The organism is Halomicronema sp. CCY15110 (assembly GCF_016888165.1).
Classification (GTDB): Bacteria; Cyanobacteriota; Cyanobacteriia; order Phormidesmidales; family Phormidesmidaceae; genus Halomicronema.
Map to the genome: position 1 here is coordinate 1 of NZ_JACSWC010000281.1, position 21,218 is coordinate 21,218.

General features: G+C 55.8%; 20 protein-coding genes and 1 riboswitch. Of the genes, 7 read left to right on the top strand and 13 right to left on the bottom strand.

The window, feature by feature from the left end; all coding sequences use genetic code 11:
- The coding region (locus JUK32_RS11790) for a sodium:proton antiporter (RefSeq protein ID WP_204139054.1) at positions 1 to 2,069 on the bottom strand (2,069 nt) is incomplete at its 3' end.
- Positions 2,070 to 2,594: 525 nt separating this feature from the next.
- Between JUK32_RS11790 and JUK32_RS11795 the strand changes: the two genes are divergently transcribed.
- Complete coding sequence (locus tag JUK32_RS11795) at positions 2,595 to 3,707, top strand: histidinol-phosphate transaminase (RefSeq protein WP_204139055.1); 1,113 nt, start codon at positions 2,595 to 2,597, stop codon at positions 3,705 to 3,707.
- Between the two features lie 6 nt (positions 3,708 to 3,713).
- Here the strand turns inward: JUK32_RS11795 and JUK32_RS11800 are convergent, their stop codons facing one another.
- Positions 3,714 to 4,184, bottom strand: a complete 471-nt coding sequence (locus JUK32_RS11800; protein WP_204139056.1) for a hypothetical protein — start codon at positions 4,182 to 4,184, stop codon at positions 3,714 to 3,716.
- A 768-nt stretch (positions 4,185 to 4,952) separates the two neighbouring features.
- Positions 4,953 to 5,708, bottom strand: a complete 756-nt coding sequence (locus JUK32_RS11805; protein WP_204139057.1) for a HEAT repeat domain-containing protein — start codon at positions 5,706 to 5,708, stop codon at positions 4,953 to 4,955.
- Positions 5,709 to 5,864: 156 nt separating this feature from the next.
- Between JUK32_RS11805 and JUK32_RS11810 the strand changes: the two genes are divergently transcribed.
- From JUK32_RS11810 to JUK32_RS11820, 3 genes are all read left to right on the top strand, one after another.
- Positions 5,865 to 6,539, top strand: a complete 675-nt coding sequence (locus tag JUK32_RS11810; protein ID WP_204139058.1) for an SH3 domain-containing protein — start codon at positions 5,865 to 5,867, stop codon at positions 6,537 to 6,539.
- A gap of 107 nt (positions 6,540 to 6,646) precedes the next feature.
- Positions 6,647 to 7,033: an STAS/SEC14 domain-containing protein gene (locus JUK32_RS11815; RefSeq protein ID WP_204139059.1), complete on the top strand. Its 387-nt coding sequence runs from the start codon at positions 6,647 to 6,649 to the stop codon at positions 7,031 to 7,033.
- 232 nt (positions 7,034 to 7,265) lie between these two features.
- Positions 7,266 to 7,712 carry a hypothetical protein gene (locus tag JUK32_RS11820; protein ID WP_204139060.1) on the top strand — a complete coding sequence of 149 codons (447 nt, stop codon included), beginning with the start codon at positions 7,266 to 7,268 and terminating at the stop codon, positions 7,710 to 7,712.
- 42 nt (positions 7,713 to 7,754) lie between these two features.
- On the opposite strand, the gene JUK32_RS11825 is transcribed toward JUK32_RS11820, so the two are convergent.
- The 3 genes from JUK32_RS11825 to JUK32_RS11835 all read right to left on the bottom strand — a co-directional run bounded on the left by JUK32_RS11825 (position 7,755) and on the right by JUK32_RS11835 (position 11,154).
- Complete coding sequence (locus JUK32_RS11825) at positions 7,755 to 9,386, bottom strand: ABC transporter ATP-binding protein (RefSeq protein ID WP_204139061.1); 1,632 nt, start codon at positions 9,384 to 9,386, stop codon at positions 7,755 to 7,757.
- Positions 9,387 to 9,484: 98 nt separating this feature from the next.
- Entirely contained in the window at positions 9,485 to 10,585 is a 1,101-nt protein-coding gene (gene mraY / locus JUK32_RS11830; protein WP_204139062.1) for a phospho-N-acetylmuramoyl-pentapeptide-transferase, read from the bottom strand.
- A gap of 323 nt (positions 10,586 to 10,908) precedes the next feature.
- Positions 10,909 to 11,154 (bottom strand): DUF3134 family protein, encoded by a 246-nt coding sequence (locus JUK32_RS11835; protein ID WP_204139063.1) that lies wholly within the window; start codon positions 11,152 to 11,154, stop codon positions 10,909 to 10,911.
- Positions 11,155 to 11,406: 252 nt separating this feature from the next.
- Between JUK32_RS11835 and JUK32_RS11840 the strand changes: the two genes are divergently transcribed.
- On the top strand, positions 11,407 to 12,006 hold the full coding sequence (locus JUK32_RS11840) for a PAP/fibrillin family protein (protein ID WP_204139064.1): 600 nt from the start codon (positions 11,407 to 11,409) through the stop codon (positions 12,004 to 12,006).
- A 123-nt stretch (positions 12,007 to 12,129) separates the two neighbouring features.
- Here the strand turns inward: JUK32_RS11840 and JUK32_RS11845 are convergent, their stop codons facing one another.
- Together JUK32_RS11845 and JUK32_RS11850 are read right to left on the bottom strand one after the other, a co-directional pair.
- The gene (locus tag JUK32_RS11845; RefSeq protein ID WP_204139065.1) at positions 12,130 to 12,579 is read right to left on the bottom strand and encodes a DUF4278 domain-containing protein; all 450 of its coding nucleotides are present in this window, start codon (positions 12,577 to 12,579) and stop codon (positions 12,130 to 12,132) included.
- A gap of 44 nt (positions 12,580 to 12,623) precedes the next feature.
- Positions 12,624 to 12,697: riboswitch (Glutamine riboswitch) on the bottom strand.
- A gap of 198 nt (positions 12,698 to 12,895) precedes the next feature.
- Positions 12,896 to 13,471, bottom strand: coding sequence for a 2'-5' RNA ligase family protein (locus JUK32_RS11850; protein WP_204139066.1), 576 nt, complete (start codon positions 13,469 to 13,471; stop codon positions 12,896 to 12,898).
- Between the two features lie 200 nt (positions 13,472 to 13,671).
- Between JUK32_RS11850 and JUK32_RS11855 the strand changes: the two genes are divergently transcribed.
- Positions 13,672 to 13,938, top strand: a complete 267-nt coding sequence (locus JUK32_RS11855) for a YciI family protein (protein WP_204139067.1) — start codon at positions 13,672 to 13,674, stop codon at positions 13,936 to 13,938.
- Between the two features lie 9 nt (positions 13,939 to 13,947).
- Positions 13,948 to 14,418: an SsrA-binding protein SmpB gene (gene smpB, locus JUK32_RS11860; RefSeq protein WP_204139068.1), complete on the top strand. Its 471-nt coding sequence runs from the start codon at positions 13,948 to 13,950 to the stop codon at positions 14,416 to 14,418.
- A 314-nt stretch (positions 14,419 to 14,732) separates the two neighbouring features.
- On the opposite strand, the gene JUK32_RS11865 is transcribed toward smpB, so the two are convergent.
- The 5 genes from JUK32_RS11865 to gshB all read right to left on the bottom strand — a co-directional run bounded on the left by JUK32_RS11865 (position 14,733) and on the right by gshB (position 21,158).
- Complete coding sequence (locus JUK32_RS11865; protein WP_204139069.1) at positions 14,733 to 15,662, bottom strand: isoaspartyl peptidase/L-asparaginase family protein; 930 nt, start codon at positions 15,660 to 15,662, stop codon at positions 14,733 to 14,735.
- Between the two features lie 188 nt (positions 15,663 to 15,850).
- The gene (locus JUK32_RS11870) at positions 15,851 to 16,378 is read right to left on the bottom strand and encodes a VUT family protein (RefSeq protein WP_204139070.1); all 528 of its coding nucleotides are present in this window, start codon (positions 16,376 to 16,378) and stop codon (positions 15,851 to 15,853) included.
- Between the two features lie 181 nt (positions 16,379 to 16,559).
- A complete protein-coding gene (locus tag JUK32_RS11875; RefSeq protein ID WP_204139071.1) occupies positions 16,560 to 17,627 on the bottom strand; it encodes an AI-2E family transporter in 1,068 nt (355 codons plus the stop codon).
- Between the two features lie 114 nt (positions 17,628 to 17,741).
- On the bottom strand, positions 17,742 to 20,075 hold the full coding sequence (locus tag JUK32_RS11880) for a Tex family protein (RefSeq protein WP_204139072.1): 2,334 nt from the start codon (positions 20,073 to 20,075) through the stop codon (positions 17,742 to 17,744).
- Between the two features lie 114 nt (positions 20,076 to 20,189).
- Positions 20,190 to 21,158, bottom strand: a complete 969-nt coding sequence (gene gshB, locus JUK32_RS11885) for a glutathione synthase (RefSeq protein WP_204139073.1) — start codon at positions 21,156 to 21,158, stop codon at positions 20,190 to 20,192.
- Positions 21,159 to 21,218 lie beyond the last annotated feature (60 nt).

Sequence of the window (21,218 nt, forward strand, 5' to 3'; positions counted from 1 at the left end):
TCACTAGCTCCGTCTTCCTCTCGGGCTGAGTGACAGCAATTATTAAGCGGTATTGAAAACACCTTTAGAGGGCTGGTTTCTGTCCCTATCACCGACGGATCGGGCGGTGGCGCGGCACTGACCTTGGTCGGCAAGGGCACATCTTCCACTGTAGGTAGAGTTTCGACATTCAGCTTATTCGGGCGGCTGCCACCAGACAGACGCTGCAAGAGTTTGGGCTTCGGATCATGCAGCAGGTAAATCAAGCGATCGCCCGCTTTCCAGTTATCATCTTCCGTCAGGGCCACCCACATGCGATTGTTCCGTTTCACCACCAGGGGAATCAACTCGCCACTCCGAATGAGGGCCCTCAGATGGGCTCGCTGCATCAACGCCCCGTCCGATCGCAGCTGCGTTTCCCCTAGCCGCACCGCCCCGGTACGCAAATGGCTGTTCCACAGTTTGAGGGCAATCGTCTTAGGGGCAATGGCCTTTCCTGCCGCCGCTTTTTGGACACTACCCCCCTTGCTATTCTTACCCTTCTTCCCCGCCGCACTGGTCGTCGCCCGCTCTTTCTCCAGATCTTCCTTGGGCATTACCGCCACGATGCGCGGTAGCTGAAACTCCTCCTGCGCCTGCTGCGCCACCAGCACATTCACATCGCCATTGTTAGTGATCGTCAGCAACGTCGCCGCTGCCGCGATGCCCGCCTCTTCTAAAACTTCGGTATCCAGCGCACTATTCACAAAGACCGGGAGATTCTCTTGCTCTGCTGGTTCACAGGCCTCAGGATTGGTATCAATGAGCGTGACCGTTTCGCCGCTGTCCTTAAATAATCGGGCAATGAGCAAACTCAAAGGATTGCACCCCACAATAACGGCACCGCTCCCCTCACGATGGCCCGTCAACCCCAGGGCTTTAGCCAAGAGCCCCGCCGTGAGTCCCTGGGCGAGCACCGTAATAATAATCGTGAGGAACACTAAAGCTTTGATCGCATCGCCCCCGCTGATGCCCCGTTCCGTCAACAAGATGGCAAATAGAGACGCCACCGAAGCGGAAACAATACCTCGGGGCGCGACCCAACCCAAAAACGCTTTTTGTCGCCAATTCAGGTCACTCGGAGCCGTACAAATGGCAATGTTGAGGGGCCGCACAACAAACATTAGGACCGCCACGGTCAACACGGCCCCCCGGCCCAGGGCAAAAATACTGGCGATCGACAAATCCGCCGCCAGCAAAATAAAGAGCACCGACACTGCCAAAATCGTGAGCTGCCCCTTAAATCGCCGCAGTAGCCGTTCATCGGGAATCGACAGCGATCGCAGCACAATGCCCGCTACGACAGCTGCCATCAACCCCGATTCACCCTGAATTTCCTGCGCTAAGCCGTACAATCCCCACAGGCTTGCTAACACCAACAGATTGCGCAGTTCTTCCGATAAAAACAGGGTGTTCTTTAGGAATACCCCGAGTAACACGCCCCCTAAGCCACCGATCAGTGCACCGATCCCGAGGCGGACAGTCAAGCCGGTAATGATCAACAGCGGGTCAGCATCCCCGTTCAAAATAATGTCGAGCACGACGACGGCCAAAATCGCCCCCACGGGGTCAATCAGCACCCCTTCCCCCTCGAGCAGGGTGGCAACTTTGCGATCGACCGGGACTTGGCGCAGCAGCGGGTTAATCACCGTGGGGCCAGTGACTACTACCAGCGAAGCGTACAGAAACGCCAAAGACCAAGGGAATTCCCCCAGCCAATGGGCCGCCATACCGCCCCCCAAGAGCGTCACAAACACTCCTGTCGTGACCAGATTGCGGAGACTCGTGGAAACTTTGTCGAGCTCTTTCAGCTCTAAGCTGAGGCCCCCTTCAAAAAGGATGAGGGCAACACTGAGGGAAACTAAGACTTCGAGACCGATGCCCAGGTCTGATGGGTGAATTAAACCGGCACCATCGGTGCCTAACCCAATCCCAAACAGCAGCAAGAAAATAATGCTGGGAACTTTGAGATACTCGCCGATTACCTGCGCGCTAATACCGGCCAACACAGTGAGGACAATTTGAATCGTAATGGCAAATGAGTTGTCCATAGGGGAGGTGCCGCCTGGGCGAGAAACCGGCTAGGGGCAGCCATTGGCGGAACAATACCTGATCGAAGCGGTCACGAATGACAACTCAGGTTGCAGTCCGATGGGCAATTCAGAGCCAATTGATTGAAGTCTCACAAGCACAATCCACGTTCATCAATGCCAGCCAGTCGCGGTCAACTTGACTGTGTGTTCTGTCCGGTCGGGCGTTGTCCCCCTGCTGGAATTAGATGAGTCTACTGATGCGGCGGTTGGCGTATCAGCGATCGCTTTACTGCGTCACTAGGTAGTTTCAGTAAAGTCTATCTAGCATAGCATTTGATTTCAATGTCTCCACTGATGTCGCTCTACGGTGCAACCCCCAAAGGCCCAAGTGATCAGCGTTTTACCGCCCTGCTCGGGGGGCACTCTTCGCTGGGGGCGAACACTGTCGTCATCCTCTTCCTGAGCGATCGCGCCCGGCCCCAGCCGCCAGTTTGAGTAAGGGGTGCGCGATAATAAAACTCTGCTGTCCGTCACCGTTGTTTTATGTCCGCCTTTATTCGTCCTGATTTGCAAGCGTTTGCCGCTTACAGTGCCCACGCCATTACTGACGCCCAAACCCAACCCGCCCGGGTCGATCATCTCGACACCAATGAGTCTTCGTATGATTTACCTGCGCCCCTCAAAGCAAAGCTGGCTGGGGAATATCAACAGGCCATTCGGGCCAATCGGTATCCGGACGGCGGGCATGAGGAACTGCGGGCCGCGATCGCTGAATACGCGAGTCAGGCCATCGCTGCCACCAACCTACGAGTCACTGCGAACCAAGTCACCGTGGGCAACGGGTCGGATGAGTTGATCCGCTCGTTGTTGATCGCTACTTGTGTGGGGCGATCGGGGTCGATTTTGGTGGCCGAGCCGACCTTTTCGATGTACAAGGTGCTGGCCCAAACCTTAGGGGTGGATGTCGTGTCGGTTCGGCGCGATGCGGCAACGTTTGAGGTGGATGTGGCAGCGGCTGAGACAGCGATCGCGAACGCGGCGACCCCGGTGCGGATGGTCTTTATGGTGTCTCCCAACTCGCCCACGGGCAATAGCTTGACCCGCGCTGAATTAGACTGGCTCCGCAATTTGCCCACTGATATTCTCGTCGTGGTTGATGAAGCCTATTTTGAATTTAGCCAAGTCAGCACGGTGGCCGAGGCTCTGACGCGCCCCAACTGGCTCGTCACAAGGACGTTTTCCAAAGCGTTTCGGTTAGCCGCGCATCGGGTCGGGTATGCGATCGCGTCCTCCGAAATCATCGCCATTCTCGAAAAAGTGCGTCTGCCCTACAATCTGCCCAGCTTTTCCCAAGCAGCGGCCTTGATCGCGCTACGCCATGCCCCTGACCTTCTCGCAGCCATAAAAGAAGTGCAAACAGAGCGCGATCGCTTATGCCAAGCCTTTCAAGCCCTGCCAAACTTGCAGACCTGGCCCAGTGCCGCCAACTTTCTCTACAGTCGCCCAAGGGTGCAAAGCTTAGACAGTGTATTTCACCAACTGTATGAACAGGGGACACAAATCCGGCAAACGGGCGGCGGCTTACGCATCACCATTGGCACCCCAACCGAAAACGACCGGACTTTAGCGCATGTGCGTCAAGTCCTAAAGCCCTGATTCCCCTCATCGGCGGCGGGCTTGCCGTACGGTGCGAGGAAACACCCCCACCAACATCGAAAACGCCTCGTCCGGGACGCTATCAACGATGGACTGATCGAAATAGGTCTTAAACTGCTCCAGAATCATCTGGGCCCGTTCCACCGGAATGGGCTTATCCGTAAAGTTTTGGGTTAGCCGCACCCACTGCAGACGAATGCGAATGGCTTTTTGCTGCTCTTCGTAAGACTTCGGTTCGACCAGAGACAACTTACCGAGGGGAGCAACCCCCTGACAGTTGTCGTCCAAAGCCCCGCCAACCGCAGCGCCTGGCCCAGCGAACTCAGCGTGAAATTTTTTATAAACAACAATACCGTTGCGTCGCCGACTATTCACGACCCAAAGTTTGCCGCTGTTAATTTTTTCCAAAACGATGTCTGTATCAGAGTGCTGCTTCACAGGAGGGTTAGCCACATCGTCTCGATAAGTCTGGGGCATGGTAACAAGCTCGGAGAAACTGGGGCTATGAGCAAATGAAAGTCACACGTAACCTTGCAAAACTCTAGTGGCGATTTCAGGGAGCCGATAAGCCAGAAATTCAAACTGCGTGGCTTAAAGTTCCACACTATTCTAGGGGACACCGCTCAGAAAACCGCGATGAACACCGTGCCCTCTCTAAAGTTGCGGTAAAGTTCCTGTCAAAATTTGATGTTTTCTATGTAAATCTGCCGAGAGCACTTGAAGGTCTGTCTACCTGTATACATTTTGGCAAGAAAACTTCACGATGGCGGTGCTGACGACTAAGACAACCCCAGGCAACTGCGAATAACGTGACTTCAAGATGCATCCTTACGGGAATTTACGGTTATATTGCCCAGGGGACATAGCGTAATAACAACAGATCGGGGAATTGATGGCGATCGCCTCTGCTGTGGTCTCAGGGGTGGAATGCTGTCAGGATTGGCTATGACCTCAGATCACGAGGCCACCAACTTTCTGAAAATCCGGCCTGAAGGGGGGTTGCGCCATACCCCATAGCAGCCCGCCGTCAAGTCCGCCCTAGACATGTACGGCCCCTCTTAGGGTAGCGGCGAGAAACCAATCCCATCCTACTTCAATCCTCGATGCTGTGAAAATTAGCTGCAATTTCTGCTTCGACCAGCTCAGGATGAGGGCGCTGAGGCGTTCGGGCTGGGTCATTGACCCTAGAGTCTCTCGGAACTTGGGTAACCTTGCTGAGCCAGGCAATTGCTCGCACACCGGCACTCAGAACCAGCCGTCCTGTTCCAGTTCCTCAATGATTTGGAGGCCGCGCGGATCACCCACATTCAAGATGGCGGTGCGGGCATCTTCGCGAACGCCCAGATCGTCTTCTTCAGCAAAAGTCTCAATCAGCGCGTCGATCGCGGTGGCATACACCACGTTAGAAGGGAGTTCGCGACAAAGTTGCCCGATCGCCCAAGCGCAGTTGCTACGCACGGCGGCGATGGGGTCGCGGCGCATCACTTCAATAATCGGCGGCAACGCGGTCACTACCGTTTCATAATTGACGTTGATCATTTGCGCCAGGGCACTCGCGGCCCAGAGCCGCACGGCTGGAATGTCATTTTTCAACGCTTCAATTAGGGGCTGCAACGCTTCAGCGGTGTGGCTGTTGCCTAGCGCCCACACAACCCCCTTACGGACGTACCCATTCCAGTCGTAAAGCTGGGCGATGAGGGGCGCGATCGCGGTTTCATCGGCATTACGCCCCAAGGCATAGGCGGCACTCACCCGCACCAGTGGACAGCTATCTTGCAGCAGTTCAATTAAGCGCGGCACGGCGCGAGGTTCTTCTAACTCACAAAACGCTCGCGCTGCTAACATGCGCTGCTGCGCTTGAGGCGAATTCAGCAACTGCAACATTTCCTCAGGGTCGACCTGAGGCTCTTCACTGGCTTCCCCGGCTGGCGCAATCTGATCAAGCGGATCGTCAAACTCAGCGTCTGGATCAATGATTTTGAGTTCGTCTTCTTCGTACATACCAACACTTTACAGCACTGTTTTGCGTCAATCGAGTCCCCAGATTGGGCAATTGGGGCTGGCGCCCATCAGCCTTAAGAAAGTGTCATCTTTGCGCCACCTGGACACCAAAGTCTGCTTCACTAAGGAACCGTTGCCCTGGGAGGAACCAAGAGCATGGTTAAGATGTGCTGGAAAATGGGACGGAGCGGTAGCGCGATCGCGGCTAGTTGTCTGCTGCTAACCGTCGCGTGTCAGGCATCACCCGACCCCGAGGCCACGACCTCGACCGATGCCACCGCCCCTACGACAGAAGAGACGACCGATGCCGCCCCAGAAGCCCCCCCGACCACCGAGACCGAGCCTGAGAGTAACGACGCTGCCCCAGGGGCTACTACGCCCACCCAATCATGCTCTGCTAGTGCCTTCATTGTGGATACCGACCCAGCGGGGTTGAATGTCCGCAGCGGCCCCGGTAGTGATTTCGCGGCTCAGGATACCCTATCCACAGCGGAGCCCGTGGAAGTCTCGATTGTGGGGGCCACGGGGGAATGGTTTTTGATCAATGAAGCTTGGGGCGTAGAGCAGCAAGCCTTGCAACAGCCCGGTTGGGTGTATGCGCCCTTATTAGGCGTGAGCACGACCAGCTTGAACATCAATGACCCCGAAGCACCGACAACCCTGTATGCTGCGCCGGATGGTAGCGCGGCAGTCGTGGCCGCCATCCCCAAATATTCTGAAGTAACGCTACTGGGCTGCTCCGGCAATTGGCTACAGGTACAAGCGCCAGACGCGACCGGCTGGCTGGCTGTGGGCGAACAGTGCAGCAATCCCGTTTCCACCTGTCCTTGAGCGGACCGAGCGATCGCTCGCCGCCACAGTACGCCAATCCCCCCTGGGAACTTGGAGCACCCGTTCGCTAGAACAGAGGTGTGACATCGATAGCCAGGAGGCTAGACATGATTGAGCTACTGGAAATGCCCAGCGATCGCGTCGTCGGAGTCAAGATTGACAGCAACATTCAAAAAGCTGATATTCAAGCGATTGAAGCGGCGTTTGCGGATAAGTTTGAGCAGTTTGATCGAGTGGGTATCTACGTCGAAGTCGCTCACTTGGGCGGTATTACTCTCGATGCCCTGGTAGAAGATTTAAAGTTCGGCTTATCGAAGTTTCGACGCTTCGCTAAAAAAGCCGTGGTATCGGAGCATCAATGGATGGACAAGGTCGCTGTAGTGAGCGACCAGCTGTTCCCCAGTATCGCAGTCAAGCACTTTAGCCTGGCAGAACAGGCTGATGCGATCGCCTGGGTCAATGCCGCTGATGCGGCTCAACCAGGAGGGGCTTGACTAAGTGGTCAGGTGTTTAATATTTGGCAATACCATTTAGTGTCATTGCTAAGCATCAATGATACTAAATGTCGTAATCGATGCTCTGACCAGTATTTGGCGTCACAATGAAAGCATCAGGGGACAGCTAAGTTACGTATAACTATCGGCAATGTCTCGAGGCGGCGATCGCATTGCGCCAGCATCGCATCGCAACTACAGATCATGAACAGTCTTTAGTAGGAGGTGAATGATGATGACTCGGATCGGTTTCTTTTCCGCATTGATGGTCGTCGGAGCGATCGCGGGGTCAGCAGAAGTCGCCCAAGCTCAATGTCTTCGCAGCAGTAACGCGATCCTCAACCGCAGTCCGGCTAACGAGGACGCTTTCTTCGTCAACTCTAGCCCGGCCAATGCCAACTCCAATTTCAAGCTAGAGCTTGATCTCAACAACGGTCTCGACTTTCTGGAAACGGATGTGGAAGAGGATGAGGTCCTCGTTGAGGAAAGCGCCATCACCAGCGAGCCCGACGCTAGCAGTGCGGCGACAGAAACGGCAGCAGTCACAGATGCTGAGATCGGCCCCCGTAGCAGCTCAGCGGCAGATTTAGAAACGGTCGATCTGCAAGCTCAGATCGACATGTCACGCGCAGACTACTTGAATTCTCGGGCCAGTGAAATTAACGGCTGTGTCGATTAAGCCGCGCCTGATTCTACATTGGTGGCACCCTACACAGCCTTGTCAGGCCGATTGGGTGACGAGGAAGGGCGCTGCTCCTAGCAGCTCCTGGGTATAAGGGTGCTGAGGCTGGTTGAAGATGCGCTCGGTAGAACCCATTTCCACAATCTTACCGGCCTGCATCACGGCAATGCGATCGCACAAATACCGCGCCACCCAAAGGTCGTGGGTAATAAATAGGTAAGTCAGATCAAATTCTTCCTTGAGTTCCAGCATCAAGGAAAGCACCTGGGCTTGAATACTGGCATCTAGCATGCTGACGGGTTCGTCACACACCACCAGTTTGGGACGGGTAATCAAGGCGCGGGCGATCGCTACGCGCTGCTGCTGCCCCCCGGAGAGGTCGCCCGGATAGCGATCGATGTAGTCGTCCACTGGGGTCAGGCCCACGCGTTCCATCATGGCGCGGACTTGCTGGTCAATTTCGGCGGCGGTGCCTAATTGATGAATCCGTAGCGGATCGCCGATGCCTTGGCCCAGGGTCATCATGGGGTTTAGGCAGGCATGGGGATCTTGGAAGATCATTTGCATTTCGCGGCGCTGCTTTTGCAGCTGCGATCGCGACAGTTGAGTGATGTCTCGTCCGGCAAATCGTACTTGCCCAGCCGTCGAGGGCACAATCTGCAAAATCGTGCGCGATAGCGTACTTTTGCCGCAGCCCGACTCGCCCACCAAGCCAAACACCTCGCCATGGTACAGGTCAAAAGATACGCCATCCACGGCTTTAATGGCCTGATTTTCTTGCCCTCCCAAGAGCCGGGCAATCGGATTAGCCGCTAGCGTATAGTGCTTCTGCAAATCTTGCACCTCTAGCAGGGGCGCTTCAGTCTGGGCGATTTCGTCGCGAATCACCGCCTGCTGCAAATCTAAAGCCGACTTTAAGAGCGACTTGGTGTAATCGTGCTGGGGTTGCTGCATCACCTGCTGCGAGGGGCCTAGTTCCACGAGTTGGCCTTCGTACATGACGGCGACCCGATCGCAATATTCCGCGACCAAGGCCAAATCATGGGAAATCAAAATCAGCCCCATGTGGCGATCGCGGCACAGGCGCGTGAGTTCATCCAAGATTTGCGCCGAAACAGTTACGTCCAAACTGGTGGTGGGTTCATCGGCCACGATCAGCTTGGGATTCAACACTAACGCGAGGGCGATCGCCACCCGCTGCCGCATGCCGCCGCTAAATTCATGGGGATACTGGCTCCAGCGGTCAGCCGGGATGTGGACGGACTCCAGGGCCGCCAGCGATCGCGCTTTGGCTTCCTGCTTGGAGAGTTGGGGTTCGTGGGCCAGCAGCGTCTCCAAACAGTGGTCGCCAATGGTCATTAACGGATCTAGGCGCGTCATCGGATCCTGAAACACCAGAGACACTGCCTCGCCGCGAAAATGTCGCAGTTCTTGAGCCGACATCGCGGGAATGGAACGGCCCTCAAACGTGGCATCGCCGGCAATGCGAGTCCCTTTAGGCAAAAGTCGCAGGGCCGCTCGTCCCAGCGTACTTTTGCCACAGCCCGACTCCCCCACCAGTCCCAAAATATCGCCCGGTGCCAAGCTCAGGGACACGTCATCCACTGCCCAAGCCAACTGTCCGGGATAAGAGACACGAAACTGGTTTAGCGACAGCAAGCTTTCAGGCATCAGGGTTTAGCAATCAGTGCATGAATTCAGCAATCAAAAAGAGCAGGGAGGATGAATCTCCTTGCTCTCTTCGCAGTATGCCATGGTACTCGGATGATTTATGCGGTGAAGAGGGCGATCGCCACCAACCCAGCAGTCACCGCGTAAAAGACGCCAACTACCTGCAACTCTGACCATCCCGACAGTTCAAAGTGATGATGCAAAGGCGCCATCCGGAAAAAGCGCTTACCTTTGCCATCGGGGCCTTTAGTCGCTTTGTAATAGCTGACCTGAATAATGACCGACAGGGTTTCGGCAAAGAAGAGCAGGGTCACCAACAATAAGCCAAATAGATTGCCACTCAAAATGCCCACTGCGGCCAACGCACCGCCGATGGCCAATGAGCCGGTGTCGCCCATGAACACCTTGGCTGGGTTGTGGTTGTGAACGAGAAAGCCGAGGCAAGCCCCGCTCATCGCGCCACAAAAGACCATCAGGTCGGGATGGGTCGGTGCGACTAGCGCCCCTAAGCCGAGCAGAGCGATCGCCGCTGTACCACCCAGCAGACCATCCAAACCATCGGTCAAGTTCGTGGCATTACTCTCCGCCACCAGCACAAAACCCGCCAGCGGCCAAAACAAGAAGCCCAAAGGCAAGGTGAGTCCTAACGGCAGCGCAATTCGCGTGAGTTCACCGGGCTGAGTCACCATCGCCCATAGACAAAAAACTGTGGCGAAGCCAATAAGCAGCGCTAGCTTCAGGCGCGGCGAAATCCCCTTGTTAGACTTACGGCGCAGCACTTGCCAATCATCCAACCAGCCTACAAAGCCGTAGGCCAAAGTCAGCGCCCCGACCGCCAGCGCAGTGGGAGAAAAGCCAGTCAAAAGCATGGCGACCAGGACTCCAACCGGCACCAGGAAAATGCCGCCCATGGTGGGTGTACCCGCCTTCTTGAAATGGGCTTGCGGCCCTTCTTCGCGGATAAATTGCCCGGTCTTCCAAGCTCGCAGGATAGGCAGCGTCCCCAAGCCCGCGATCGCGGTAGCGCCCCAAGCAATGACGAGTGGCAGCGTGAGCGACGTGACTTGGCCTAACCGACCGGCTCCATCATCTAAAAACAAGCCGATCAGCAGCACCCCTAATGTCACTAAAACCAACAATCCCCTCCCGGAAAGGACCGATGTCCCCAACGGCTTGTTGGTCAAAAACTTTGCATCCACAACGAATCCTGCTCCTCACTGCCTCTACACCACGCCCACAGAGCGAGCGACTACCCATGCTCTGTAGTTTTTACTCACCACACAATCTTGGGGTTACCCCGACGCCACATTAGGCGATGTCGGGAAGTCCATCTCCGCCTGCTGATTCCATCTCCTGCAAGTCACCAAGCACATCAGCAACCTTTGAAATTTTCAACATCTTGTACTTCCCCCAAGAGATTATTGGCAAATACCAGATGCACTCAATGTGCGGTGCTTTTAGCGCTTGCAAGTTGGAAGTACTTTAATGGCTAGTCCCCTTTAGTTCAAGTAGACAGGGATACTTAATCGTCGTCACCGAGGGCCATATCATCATCATCATCGAGCCCCTTGTCGGAATCGCCCATGAGATCATCAATCTCTTCGCTTTCTTCTTCCTCTTTTTCGGCCTCAACGACAGCGACTTCTTCGCGGGGCTTGAGACGGCCAGTCCCTTCCAGCCAGGTCAAAATTGACGGCTCTTTTTGCGTCGGTAAAACGTCGGCAGTTTGGTCACGGGGAATGATGCGTAGAGAAGGGTTGTATGTCATGGGAAATTGAGTTCCAAAAAACAAAGTTTTGGTTGAAGGGTCACTCTGGCAACCAGGGGAATAGCAATCAACGTGATTAGGCGACTGATATCCTGCAAGTAGCGCTGCCATCGTGGGGCTATTTAGCCCAGCTATGAGTCTAACATCGGAGTGATAACTGACGAATGAGTGATTGTCAATTAAATCTCACGTAACCTTACACGCTTTCGCGATGGCGATCGCCGCTGCAACAAATCCTCACACTATTCGCATATGCTTGGCAAAACTGAACTTCTGGAAGCGATCGCTTCCACCAACCGGGGACTGTTGGCCTCGCCCACCGATCAGCAGGCTATCCAAAGTCTGGCGGCGACCCTAGAAGGACGCAACCCGCAACCATCGCCCCTGGCCGCCACCGCCCAACTCAACGGCATTTGGCGATTGCTCTACACGACCAGCGATGAGCTATTGGGAATTGACCGCTTCCCGCTCTATAAATTGGGGCAAATTTACCAATGTGTCTATTTAGATGAGGCCCGCATTTACAACATTGCCGAGGTGGTGGGGCTACCTCAACTGAGCGGTTTGGTCTCAGTCGGGGCAACCTTTGAAGCGGTGTCGCAAAAGCGAGTCAACGTGGCGTTTGAGCGGGGCGTCTTTGGTTTGCAGTCGTTACTCGGCTATGAGAATCCGCTGCAGTTCATTCGCAAATTGCAGGCGCAAGACAAGTTTCCCCTGTGGCAAGGCATTGACTTTCGGATCAACAGCGATCGCCAATCGGGCTGGCTAGAGGTCACCTATCTTGACGACGACCTCCGCATTGGCCGCGGTAATCAGGGCAGCCTTTTTGTCTTGCGCAAGGTCAAGGGATAGGGCGCACGGAGTCAGCCTTGCGAGCATGGCAAATGCAGCCTGATTAACATAAAAAAAGGGAGCGTCAGCCCCCTTTTGACTCAACTCAGTGGCCAGTCCAATGACCGACCTGACGCTGATCGATTAGCTTGTCGCCGCACCGCTGCGATCGTAGGTCGCCCGAAAGCTGGGATGCACTTTGCCTTGGATACGATTCCAATACTGGGTAACATCCGCTTCGAGCCCCACATCCGCAGCGAGACGGGTCATCATCGCTTGTTGACGGCGCTTCACATTGCGGTTATGCCCCATCAACAAGGTGCGGGCCTTGAGTTCGAGGTCGACTAATGCCGCAGGGGCATCGGCAACGGTCGCCACAGGAGCCGCTACAGGAGCCGTTTCAACCGCTGTTTCACCTGTGCGATAAGCCACGCCCCGATAAACTAGATCGAGGGTGGGCTGTTGCACTGGATTCTTTTCCACAGAGCGAAAGCGGATATCAACGCCCCGGTATTTACCGACCTCAGCCGTGTCGTTCATCGCCACAGCAGGCGGATTGTAGTCATATTGAATGCCGCGATAAGTAAGTTTCATGAGTCGCCTCCATACAGTTCCATGATGAGCCGGAATGTATTGTTGGCGCGTTCCTTCGGAGCCCGGTGCCCCCTACTTCCGTCCTCATTTCCTGAATGAAAACAAGAGGATGAACGATTTATCCTTCACTTCTGTATTATAAGCTACTGTTTCTTGCAATATCAACGATCCATTACGAAATTGTGAGGTTAGGTTTCCACACTTGCAGCGTCTAAGGTCGCGTCTTTATTGCCAAAATCCTTACTCTAGGAGAGGTTTACAGGAGAAAGTGCTTCGTGGTTCGGTGCGAGCTGAAGCGAGATCGCGTTGTAAAGATTCATGAATATTTTAGGTCTCGCAGGGGCTCCCATACCTGCCCAGTGTGGCGCAAAAGGACGATCGCTGTGGCGGTAAATCGATATTCCGCAGATTGCCGCTCGAATTCCGGCCAGGCCCGGCGAAAGGCGACGGGTTTCAGATCTCGAAAGGCGACGGTTAAGTGCGGTCGAAAGGGGCGATCGCGCGCTTTAGGATCCACAATGCCGAGGGTTTTTGCCAAATATTGACTGAGTTCGGCCTGCAATTGCATAAGGGCGGAGGCGGGCTGCACCGCTAGAAAAATCACGCGCGGCGGAAAGGCTCCAAAGCCTGACAGATGGACTGGAATGGAGGATGCCGACGGGCGAAAGGTAGCCAGGGTGTTGAATAGGCGATCGCGTTCCTGATCCGGCCAGGTAAACGGCGCTTGTAAGGTAATGTGCGGCGGCGATTTGAGCGCCGCTTGGCTGCGAAACTTTTCCCGAAAGTAATGCTTGAGCGCGGTCGCTTCGGCTTGAATGTCTGGTGGGGGAATCAGCGCTAAAAAGTAGCGCGACTGAGACGAGTTGTTAGGTGGGGTGGCGGGCGCTGTCATGGGGCGAGGTGGAGGTCGCAGTAGGTCGCGATCGCGACTGGGGGTGTGGCTTTCCGTTACGATCTAGCGGGCAAGGCGAATTGAATCAGTATGCTAATAACACAAGCAATCCCCCAGTGGGGGCGACTAGATCGGGTTAGGCAACCCGACCTGTTAACAGGTTAGTCAATTTCGCTAACGTTGGATTTACGGATCTTTCCATGCCCTGGTTTGTCAAGATTGAACGAGGAATCATCCATAAAGCGGTCTTTGATCAGCATGTGCCGGCTCACGTGGATTATGTGAAAAACTTGATTGCCCAGGGACACCAAGCCCGTAGCGGGTATTGGGCTGAGCGGGGGGGCGGTATGTTGCTGTTTCAGGCGGCATCGATGGCGGAAGCGGCGGCGATCGTTCAAGCCGACCCGCTGATTCAAAACGAATGTGTGGAATACGAATTGCACGAATGGTGCATTGTGGTGGAGTAGAAGAGAGTTATGGCGGATTCGGATAACGGTTACAAGATCCTGAGTGATAATCGCCAGGCCCGTCATCAATATGAAATTTTGGAGGTCTGGGAAGCGGGCATTGAGCTGAGGGGCACCGAGGTCAAGTCAGTGCGAGCGGGCAAGGCCAACTTAAGAGATGGCTTCGCCCAGCTCAAAGACAGCGAAATCTGGCTGCATAATGTGCATGTTTCGCCCCACAGCACGACCATTCAGCAGTACAATCACGAGCCCCTTCGCCCCCGCAAGCTGCTATTGCACAAAGGCGAAATCCGCAAACTGATTGGCAAGGTCGAGCAAAAAGGGCTGACTCTGGTGCCACTCAAAATTTATGTGGTCCGGGGCTGGATTAAGGTGACCCTGGCCTTAGCCAAGGGTAAGAAGCTGCACGACAAACGTGATGCTCTGAAGCGCAAGCAAGAGAAGCGAGAAGTCGAGCGGGCCTTGAAGAGTGGATATTAATGGCCGAGCTGCCGTGGCTGGTTCAGGCTTGACAAGTCTGGTGAGGTCGAGGGCAGGGGAGCAACTGCGTGGGGTGGGGTGCAACTACTCCTTCTGGCAGGTTGGTCGGTTAGGTCAACTTTGACGTGGTTTGTGCGATCGCTCCACCGTCTGTGTCAGCTCTCAGGACATCGAACGATTGAGTCAGGAAACGGCTCAAAAAGAGTGTCCCTAGTCGTCGCGGGTGGGCCATCCCCAATCCTGAAGCGTTTGCTGTCAGGATTGGGGATGGGATTTGATCGCCGGTTTCTAACGGCCTGGGCGATCGCGCCAGCCTAACCCAAGGTGCAGTGGGCTTCGCCGCCGTGCTCAATCCAGCCGCAAATTAGCCCAGTGGTTGATTGGGCAGAGGCACAACGGCCATCAGCATCCACCACAATGACGCCGCCTTCGCCCTGCACGCGGTTGACCAAATACTCGATCCCCGCTTCGGCAGCCGCCGCGACATCCAGACCGCGCCACTGCATAAACATGGCGATGGTCTTGCCCAGCACCGTCCGCAAAAATTCTTCGCCATAGCCCGTGGCCGACACGGCACAAGATTCGTTATCGGCAAAGACGCCCGCACCAATGATGGGGGTATCGCCCACGCGCCCCCAGTGGTTGTTGACCAGGCCGCCAGTGGAAGTCGCGGCGGCGAGATCGCCGTAGACATCACGGGCCACCGCACCGACGGTGCCCAGCTTTTCGGCCATGCTGACCCGCTCGTGATCAAGGGTGATGCGTCCCGCGGCTTTGGCTTCTTTCAGCTGCTCAATGCGGGCTGGGGTAATGAAATAATCTTCGTGGCAGCGCTCTAGCCCGCAGAGATTCGCGAACTCCATCGCGCCATCGCCCATGAGGAGAACATGCTTGCCGTGGTTGAGGACGTGGCGGGCGAGGGCAATGGGATTTTTGATTTCACTCACGCAGGCCACGGAACCCGCCCGCAAATCGGCCCCGTTCATCAGGGCGGCATCCATTTCGACTTGGCCTCTGGCATTTAGGACGGAACCACGCCCCGCGTTGTAAAGCGGGTCATTTTCGAGCCGGGTGACGCAGTATTCCACCACGTCGAGGGCGCGATCGCCCCGCGCCAACCGTTGGCGACCTTTTTCTAAAATGGCGTGAATGCTGTGCTTAAATTCTGCTTCACCAGCTTCGTACTTCAAATCTTCGAGACAACCGGATCCACCGTGGATCATCAGGGAGTAGGAATTAGACATGGGTTAATATGCAGCCCGTTCAACAGGGAGAAGTTTGCTCAGATTTACTTTCTAAAACAAATCTTAAGACACCTTCATCCTCATCGAAACCCAGCGGTTCATATCTGAGTCAGCCGCCCCCCTAACCACCCAGCCACCCAGCTACCCAACCACAGCCCTCAACCGAGATGCTAATTTCTCGCTTCCCCTCAGCTCTCTTGCCAAATGAATTTGCCTTCGCGCCAAAGGGCGACCAAAATGCCGATCGCGTACTTGGTCACCGTTTCGCCAAACAGCAGCGACACGATCTCGGTGGTCGAGAGCACCCCCGCAAAAGCCACTAGCGTAAACAGCAGCGTATCGAGGGGGATCGACACGGCATTGCTGCCCGCTACCCGCACCAGCCAGGGATAGCGCAAAAGCTTTTGATAAATCTCAGTGTCGGCGGTTTCGGCCAGGACGATCGCGAGAAAGCTGGCGGCAATGATGCGCAGGGGCACTGCGAGCACTGCACTCATGAGCACATTGGCGAGGGCCGCGATCGCGATCGTGCCGTAAACCCAGCGGCGTCCTGCCCCGTGCAGCTTGTCGCGTTGGGTAAAGGTGATGCCAAAGATAAACGTACCCACCGCCACTTGGCCGAAGATGGGAAACGGGATGAACCAGGCGGCGGTGTAGTTGGCTCCTAAGGTCGCCAGGATGTAGATGATGGCATTGATAACGTATTTTTTCGACATGGCAATTAGAAATGACAGACATCGTGAGTTTGGGGACTTGCGCGCAAAAAAGATCCCCATGAACTGAGTTTCGACTCTGCTCAACTCTCGATACTGATCGGTTGAGCGAAGTCGAAACCGGATTGAACGGGTACTTTTTTTAGTTGCAGATCCCTTAGGGGGTCCAGCGAGCCAGTACTCGTTACAGGCTTTGGCCGACTAGGGATGATGCGGCGTCAGACGTGATCGCGGGCGATCGCAGGGCGTCGGCCACTTTTTTGATGAAACTGGCAGTGGGTACTGCCAGCAGCAATCCTAAAAAGCCAGCAAACTTCGCGCCGACTAGAAGCACTACGATCACCACCGCTGGATTGAGGCCCGTCACCCCACCAATCAGCTTAGGAGCAATCACATTGTCGTTAATCTGGCCCAAAATAGCAGCGACGATCAGCACTTTAAGTCCGAGGGTAATGGACTGAAAGCTGAGCAGCACGCTAATGCCCAAAACGGCGACGGTGCCGCCAAAGGGAATGAGGCTAGTGAAGCCAATCACAATGCCAAACAGGAGGCCATAGGGCACGTCTAACACGATGAAGGCGATCGCTTCGGCGGTCGCGAGAATCAGGGCCAGCGTGGCCTGACCAGAAAAGTAGCCCTGAAAGCTGGGTTGCAGCGAGTCGCGAGTTTCTTGTTGCAGATTTTTGGGTAGCCAACTGAGCAGGCCATTCCACAGTCGCTCGCCGTTTAGCACCAGCAATAGGCTGAGGACGAGGGTGATCAACAGATTCAGGGTGCTGTTGATGGTGCTCAGGGTAACGCCGATGACCTGACTGGTGGCCGATTGCAATGCCGACGAGAGGCGATTGGCCGCCTGAATCGTGATTTCCTCAAAATCGAGGGGCAAGTTCTGCATAAATGGTTGCTCGTTGAGCAGCAGCAACTGGTTTTTGCCCAGTTCAACGAGTCGGGGCAGGCTGTCGGCAAAGTCGTTGAGCTGCTTCCACACTAGCGGCCCCAAAAAGATCACCAGCACGATCGCGGCGGTTAGAGCACTCAGCAAGACCATTGCCGTCGCCACCCCCCGCGACACACTTCGGCCTTGTAGCAGCGCGATGGGATAATCCAGCAAAAAGGCGAGCAAACTGGCCGTCGCAATGATGCTAGGAATCGGCTGTAGCAGTGCCCCCAGGCGATACAATAGCCAGCCATTCAAGACAATCAGGGGAAACGCGAGACCCGCGATCGCCCACTTTGGCAATGTTGATAGCATTCCTTTTCACCCCCTAGCCTTGGCTTATTCCCCCATTACCTTAAACTGTCATGGGCCAAGCGACGGTTTACCAAGAGCACTGGGCAAGCCCGCCAGGCGAGGCGATGGCTCGATTTAACGTTTGTTGAATTTGGCTTTCAAGTCTTTTAGGGTGGGGGCTGCGGTCGCGGTCGCGTTCGTGGGGGCCGCTTTGGGTGCGCCCTGGCCCGATCGCCCTGGTTTGCCTTGGGGTTTGGCGGTGCCAGACTTTGGCGACGGGCGAGATTGACTCTCCCCGTCGCGATCGGGCGATTTCATCGACAGGCTAATGCGCTTCAGCTTGGCGTCCACGTCCATCACCCGCACGGTGACCACCTGCCCAACTTTGACGATGTCCTTCGGATCTTTGACGAAGCGATCGGCCAGTTGCGAAATGTGGACAAGCCCGTCCTGGTGAACGCCAATATCCACAAAAGCGCCAAAGTTGGCGACGTTGGTGACGACACCCTCTAGACTCATGCCGGGTTGCAGATCGGCCATCGTCTGAATGTCATCGCGAAACTGGGCGGTGACGAACTGCGATCGCGGGTCGCGACCCGGTTTTTCCAGTTCGGCCAGAATGTCGCGCAGGGTCGGCTCGCCCACTTCGTCCGTAATGTAGCGTTGCAGGTTCACCTGCTGGAGAGGCAACCCTGGCAGTTCTTGGGTCGTTCCTAGTTGCTTGGGATTGACCTGCAAGTCTTTGAGGATTTGCGCGACGATGCCGTAGCGCTCGGGGTGGACGGCGGTGTTGTCGAGGGGATTATCGCCGCCGCGAATGCGCAAAAATCCCGCCGCCTGCTCAAAGGCTTTGGGGCCAAGCTTGGGGACTTTTTTCAGGGCTTTGCGATCGCGAAACACGCCATTTTCGTTGCGATACTGCACAATATTGTTCGCCACCGCCGCGCTGATGCCTGACACATAGATCAGCAGCTCGGTCGAAGCCGTGTTGAGATCGACGCCGACGTAGTTCACGCAGCTTTCCACCGTGTCCGCCAGTTTTTGTCTCAGCCGCTTTTGATCGACATCGTGCTGATATTGCCCGACGCCGATGGATTTCGGATCAATTTTCACCAGTTCCGCCAGGGGGTCTTGCAGGCGGCGACCGATGCTGATGGCCCCGCGCACCGTCACATCCAGCTGGGGAAATTCGGCGATCGCCACCTCACTGGCGGAGTACACCGACGCTCCGGCTTCATTCACCATGACTTTCGTTGGCTTTTGGGGCAGGGTTTGCAGCACTTCGTTCACAAAGGCTTCCGTCTCGCGCCCCGCCGTGCCATTGCCGATCGCAATCAGTGCCACCTCGTATGTTTGAATCAGCCCCGCTAGGCTGGCAGCGGCTTTTTCCCGCTGAGCCTGGGCCTGATGGGGAAAGATCGCTTCGTAATGGAGGAACTGGCCGGTCTGATCAATCACCGCCACTTTGCAGCCGGTACGAAAACCGGGATCGATCGCGATCGTCGGCTTCATGCCCGCCGGGGGAGCCAGCAGCAGATCCCGCAGGTTCGCCTCAAAGGTTTGAATCGATTCCTCATCGGCCCAGGCTTTTTTCTCCGCAATCACGGTGTTGACCAGCGAGGTTTTCATTAACCGGGCAAACGCCTCTTGAATCAGCTCCCGATAAAACTGGCGCAGTTCCGGCTGGCGAGTGCGAATCACCGCCGATTCCAGATAGTGCAGCACCGTGTCAGTGTCAAAGGCCAGCTCCAGGCTGAGCACCTCTTCCCGCTGACCCCGCAACAGCGCCAGCAGATTGTGGGGAGCGATTTTGCTGACGGGGTTGTCGTACTGGCGATACAGCTCAAATTTGGTGCTGCCCACCGGAATTTTGTCCGCAATGCGGGATTGAAAGATCCCTGATTTCAGCAAATATTCCCGCACCCAGGCCCGCAAGTCGGCCCGCTCCGCCACGGCCTCAGCCAAGATATCTGCCGCCCCTTTCAAGACATCTTCGACCGTCTCCACCCCCAATTCCGAATTCACAAACTCGCCCGCCACCCGGGTCAAATTCAGCGCTGGGGCTTGGGGCTGGTTGTGTTCGGCGATCTGGTCAGCTAAGGGCTCTAGGCCCTTTTCTTTGGCGATGGTGGCGCGGGTGCGGCGCTTCGGCTTGTAGGGCAGATACAAATCTTCGAGTTCGGTCTTTTGGGTGCAGGCGCGAATTTTCGCCTCTAGTTCCTTCGTCAGCTTGCCCTGTTCCGAGATGGATTTGAGAATGGTTTGCTGGCGGTCGGCGAGTTCCGTCAAGTAGGCGTAGCGCTCTTGCAGCGATCGCAACTGCACCTCATCCATGCCCCCGGTGCGCTCCTTCCGGTACCGGGCAATAAAGGGGACTGTCGCTCCCTCATTTAAGAGGGCGAGGGCGGCGTCAATCTGGCGAACGGCGAGGTCTAATTCGGTTGCCAGCAGTTGAGTCAAATCGGCCATGAACGAACTCAGAAAACAGCTATCAGGGCTGTAGTCTAGCATTTGCGTCGGGGTGAGTTGATCCACATGAGGTATCAGTCAAAGCCCCACCGGTGGCACTGTGAACTCTACCGATCATGCCGTCCGCTTCTGTTCAATCCACTCCACCACCTGCTTGCCCAGATTCAGGTTGTCAAGGCGATCGATTTCGCGAATACCGGTGGGGCTGGTCACGTTCACCTCGGTCAAATAGCCACCAATAATATCGATGCCCACAAACATCAGGCCATCGCGGCGCAGGGTGGGGGCCAATTGGTCACAGATTTCGCGATCGCGATCGGTAATTTCCACCTGGGCCACCCGCCCCCCAACAGCCATATTGCCGCGAAACTCGTTGCCCGTGGGAATGCGATTGACCGCCCCAATGGGGTCGCCATCCAGCAAAATGATCCGCTTATCGCCGTCTTTGGCGGCAGGCAGGTAAGTCTGAATCATGACCGGCTCACGCCCCTGCTGGGTGCTAATTTCGATCATCGAGTTGAAGTTGCGATCGCCCTGCTCTAAAAACAAAATGCCCTCCCCCGCCTTGCCCCCCAACGGCTTCAGTACCGCCCGCCCCCAGCGTTTCACCGTTTTGGCAATCACCGCCTTATCGCGACTCACAATCGTTTCGGGAATCGCCCGCGTGAACTGCAGCGCATACATCTTTTCGTTCGCGGCTCGGAGACCCTGGGGTGAGTTCATCACCAGCGTTTTGGTCGGGTCCACATAGTCCAGCACATAGGTGGTGTAGAGGTAAGGAATCGTCACGGGCGGATCCGTCCGCATCATCACCAGATCCATGGTTTCTAGCGGTTGGTAAACCATCTCGCCCAGGCTGTACCAGTCTCTTTCCGCCAGCCAGCGGTTATCGCCCAGGGTTACTGGCGTCAGCGTCACCGGCTGCATTCGCGCCATCGCCCGCCCCATCTCGACCCCGAGCCATTCGGCCTGGGTGATCCACACCTCATGGCCGCAGGCTTGCGCGGCTTCCATCAGGGCCACGCTGGTGTCATGCCCCGGATCAAGGCGATGGATCGGATCGATGATGAAAGCAAATTTCACAGTTAATGTCCTTTGGCTAACCCTGGTCGATTGTGGCATGTTTCGCCCGCTCGCCGGGGC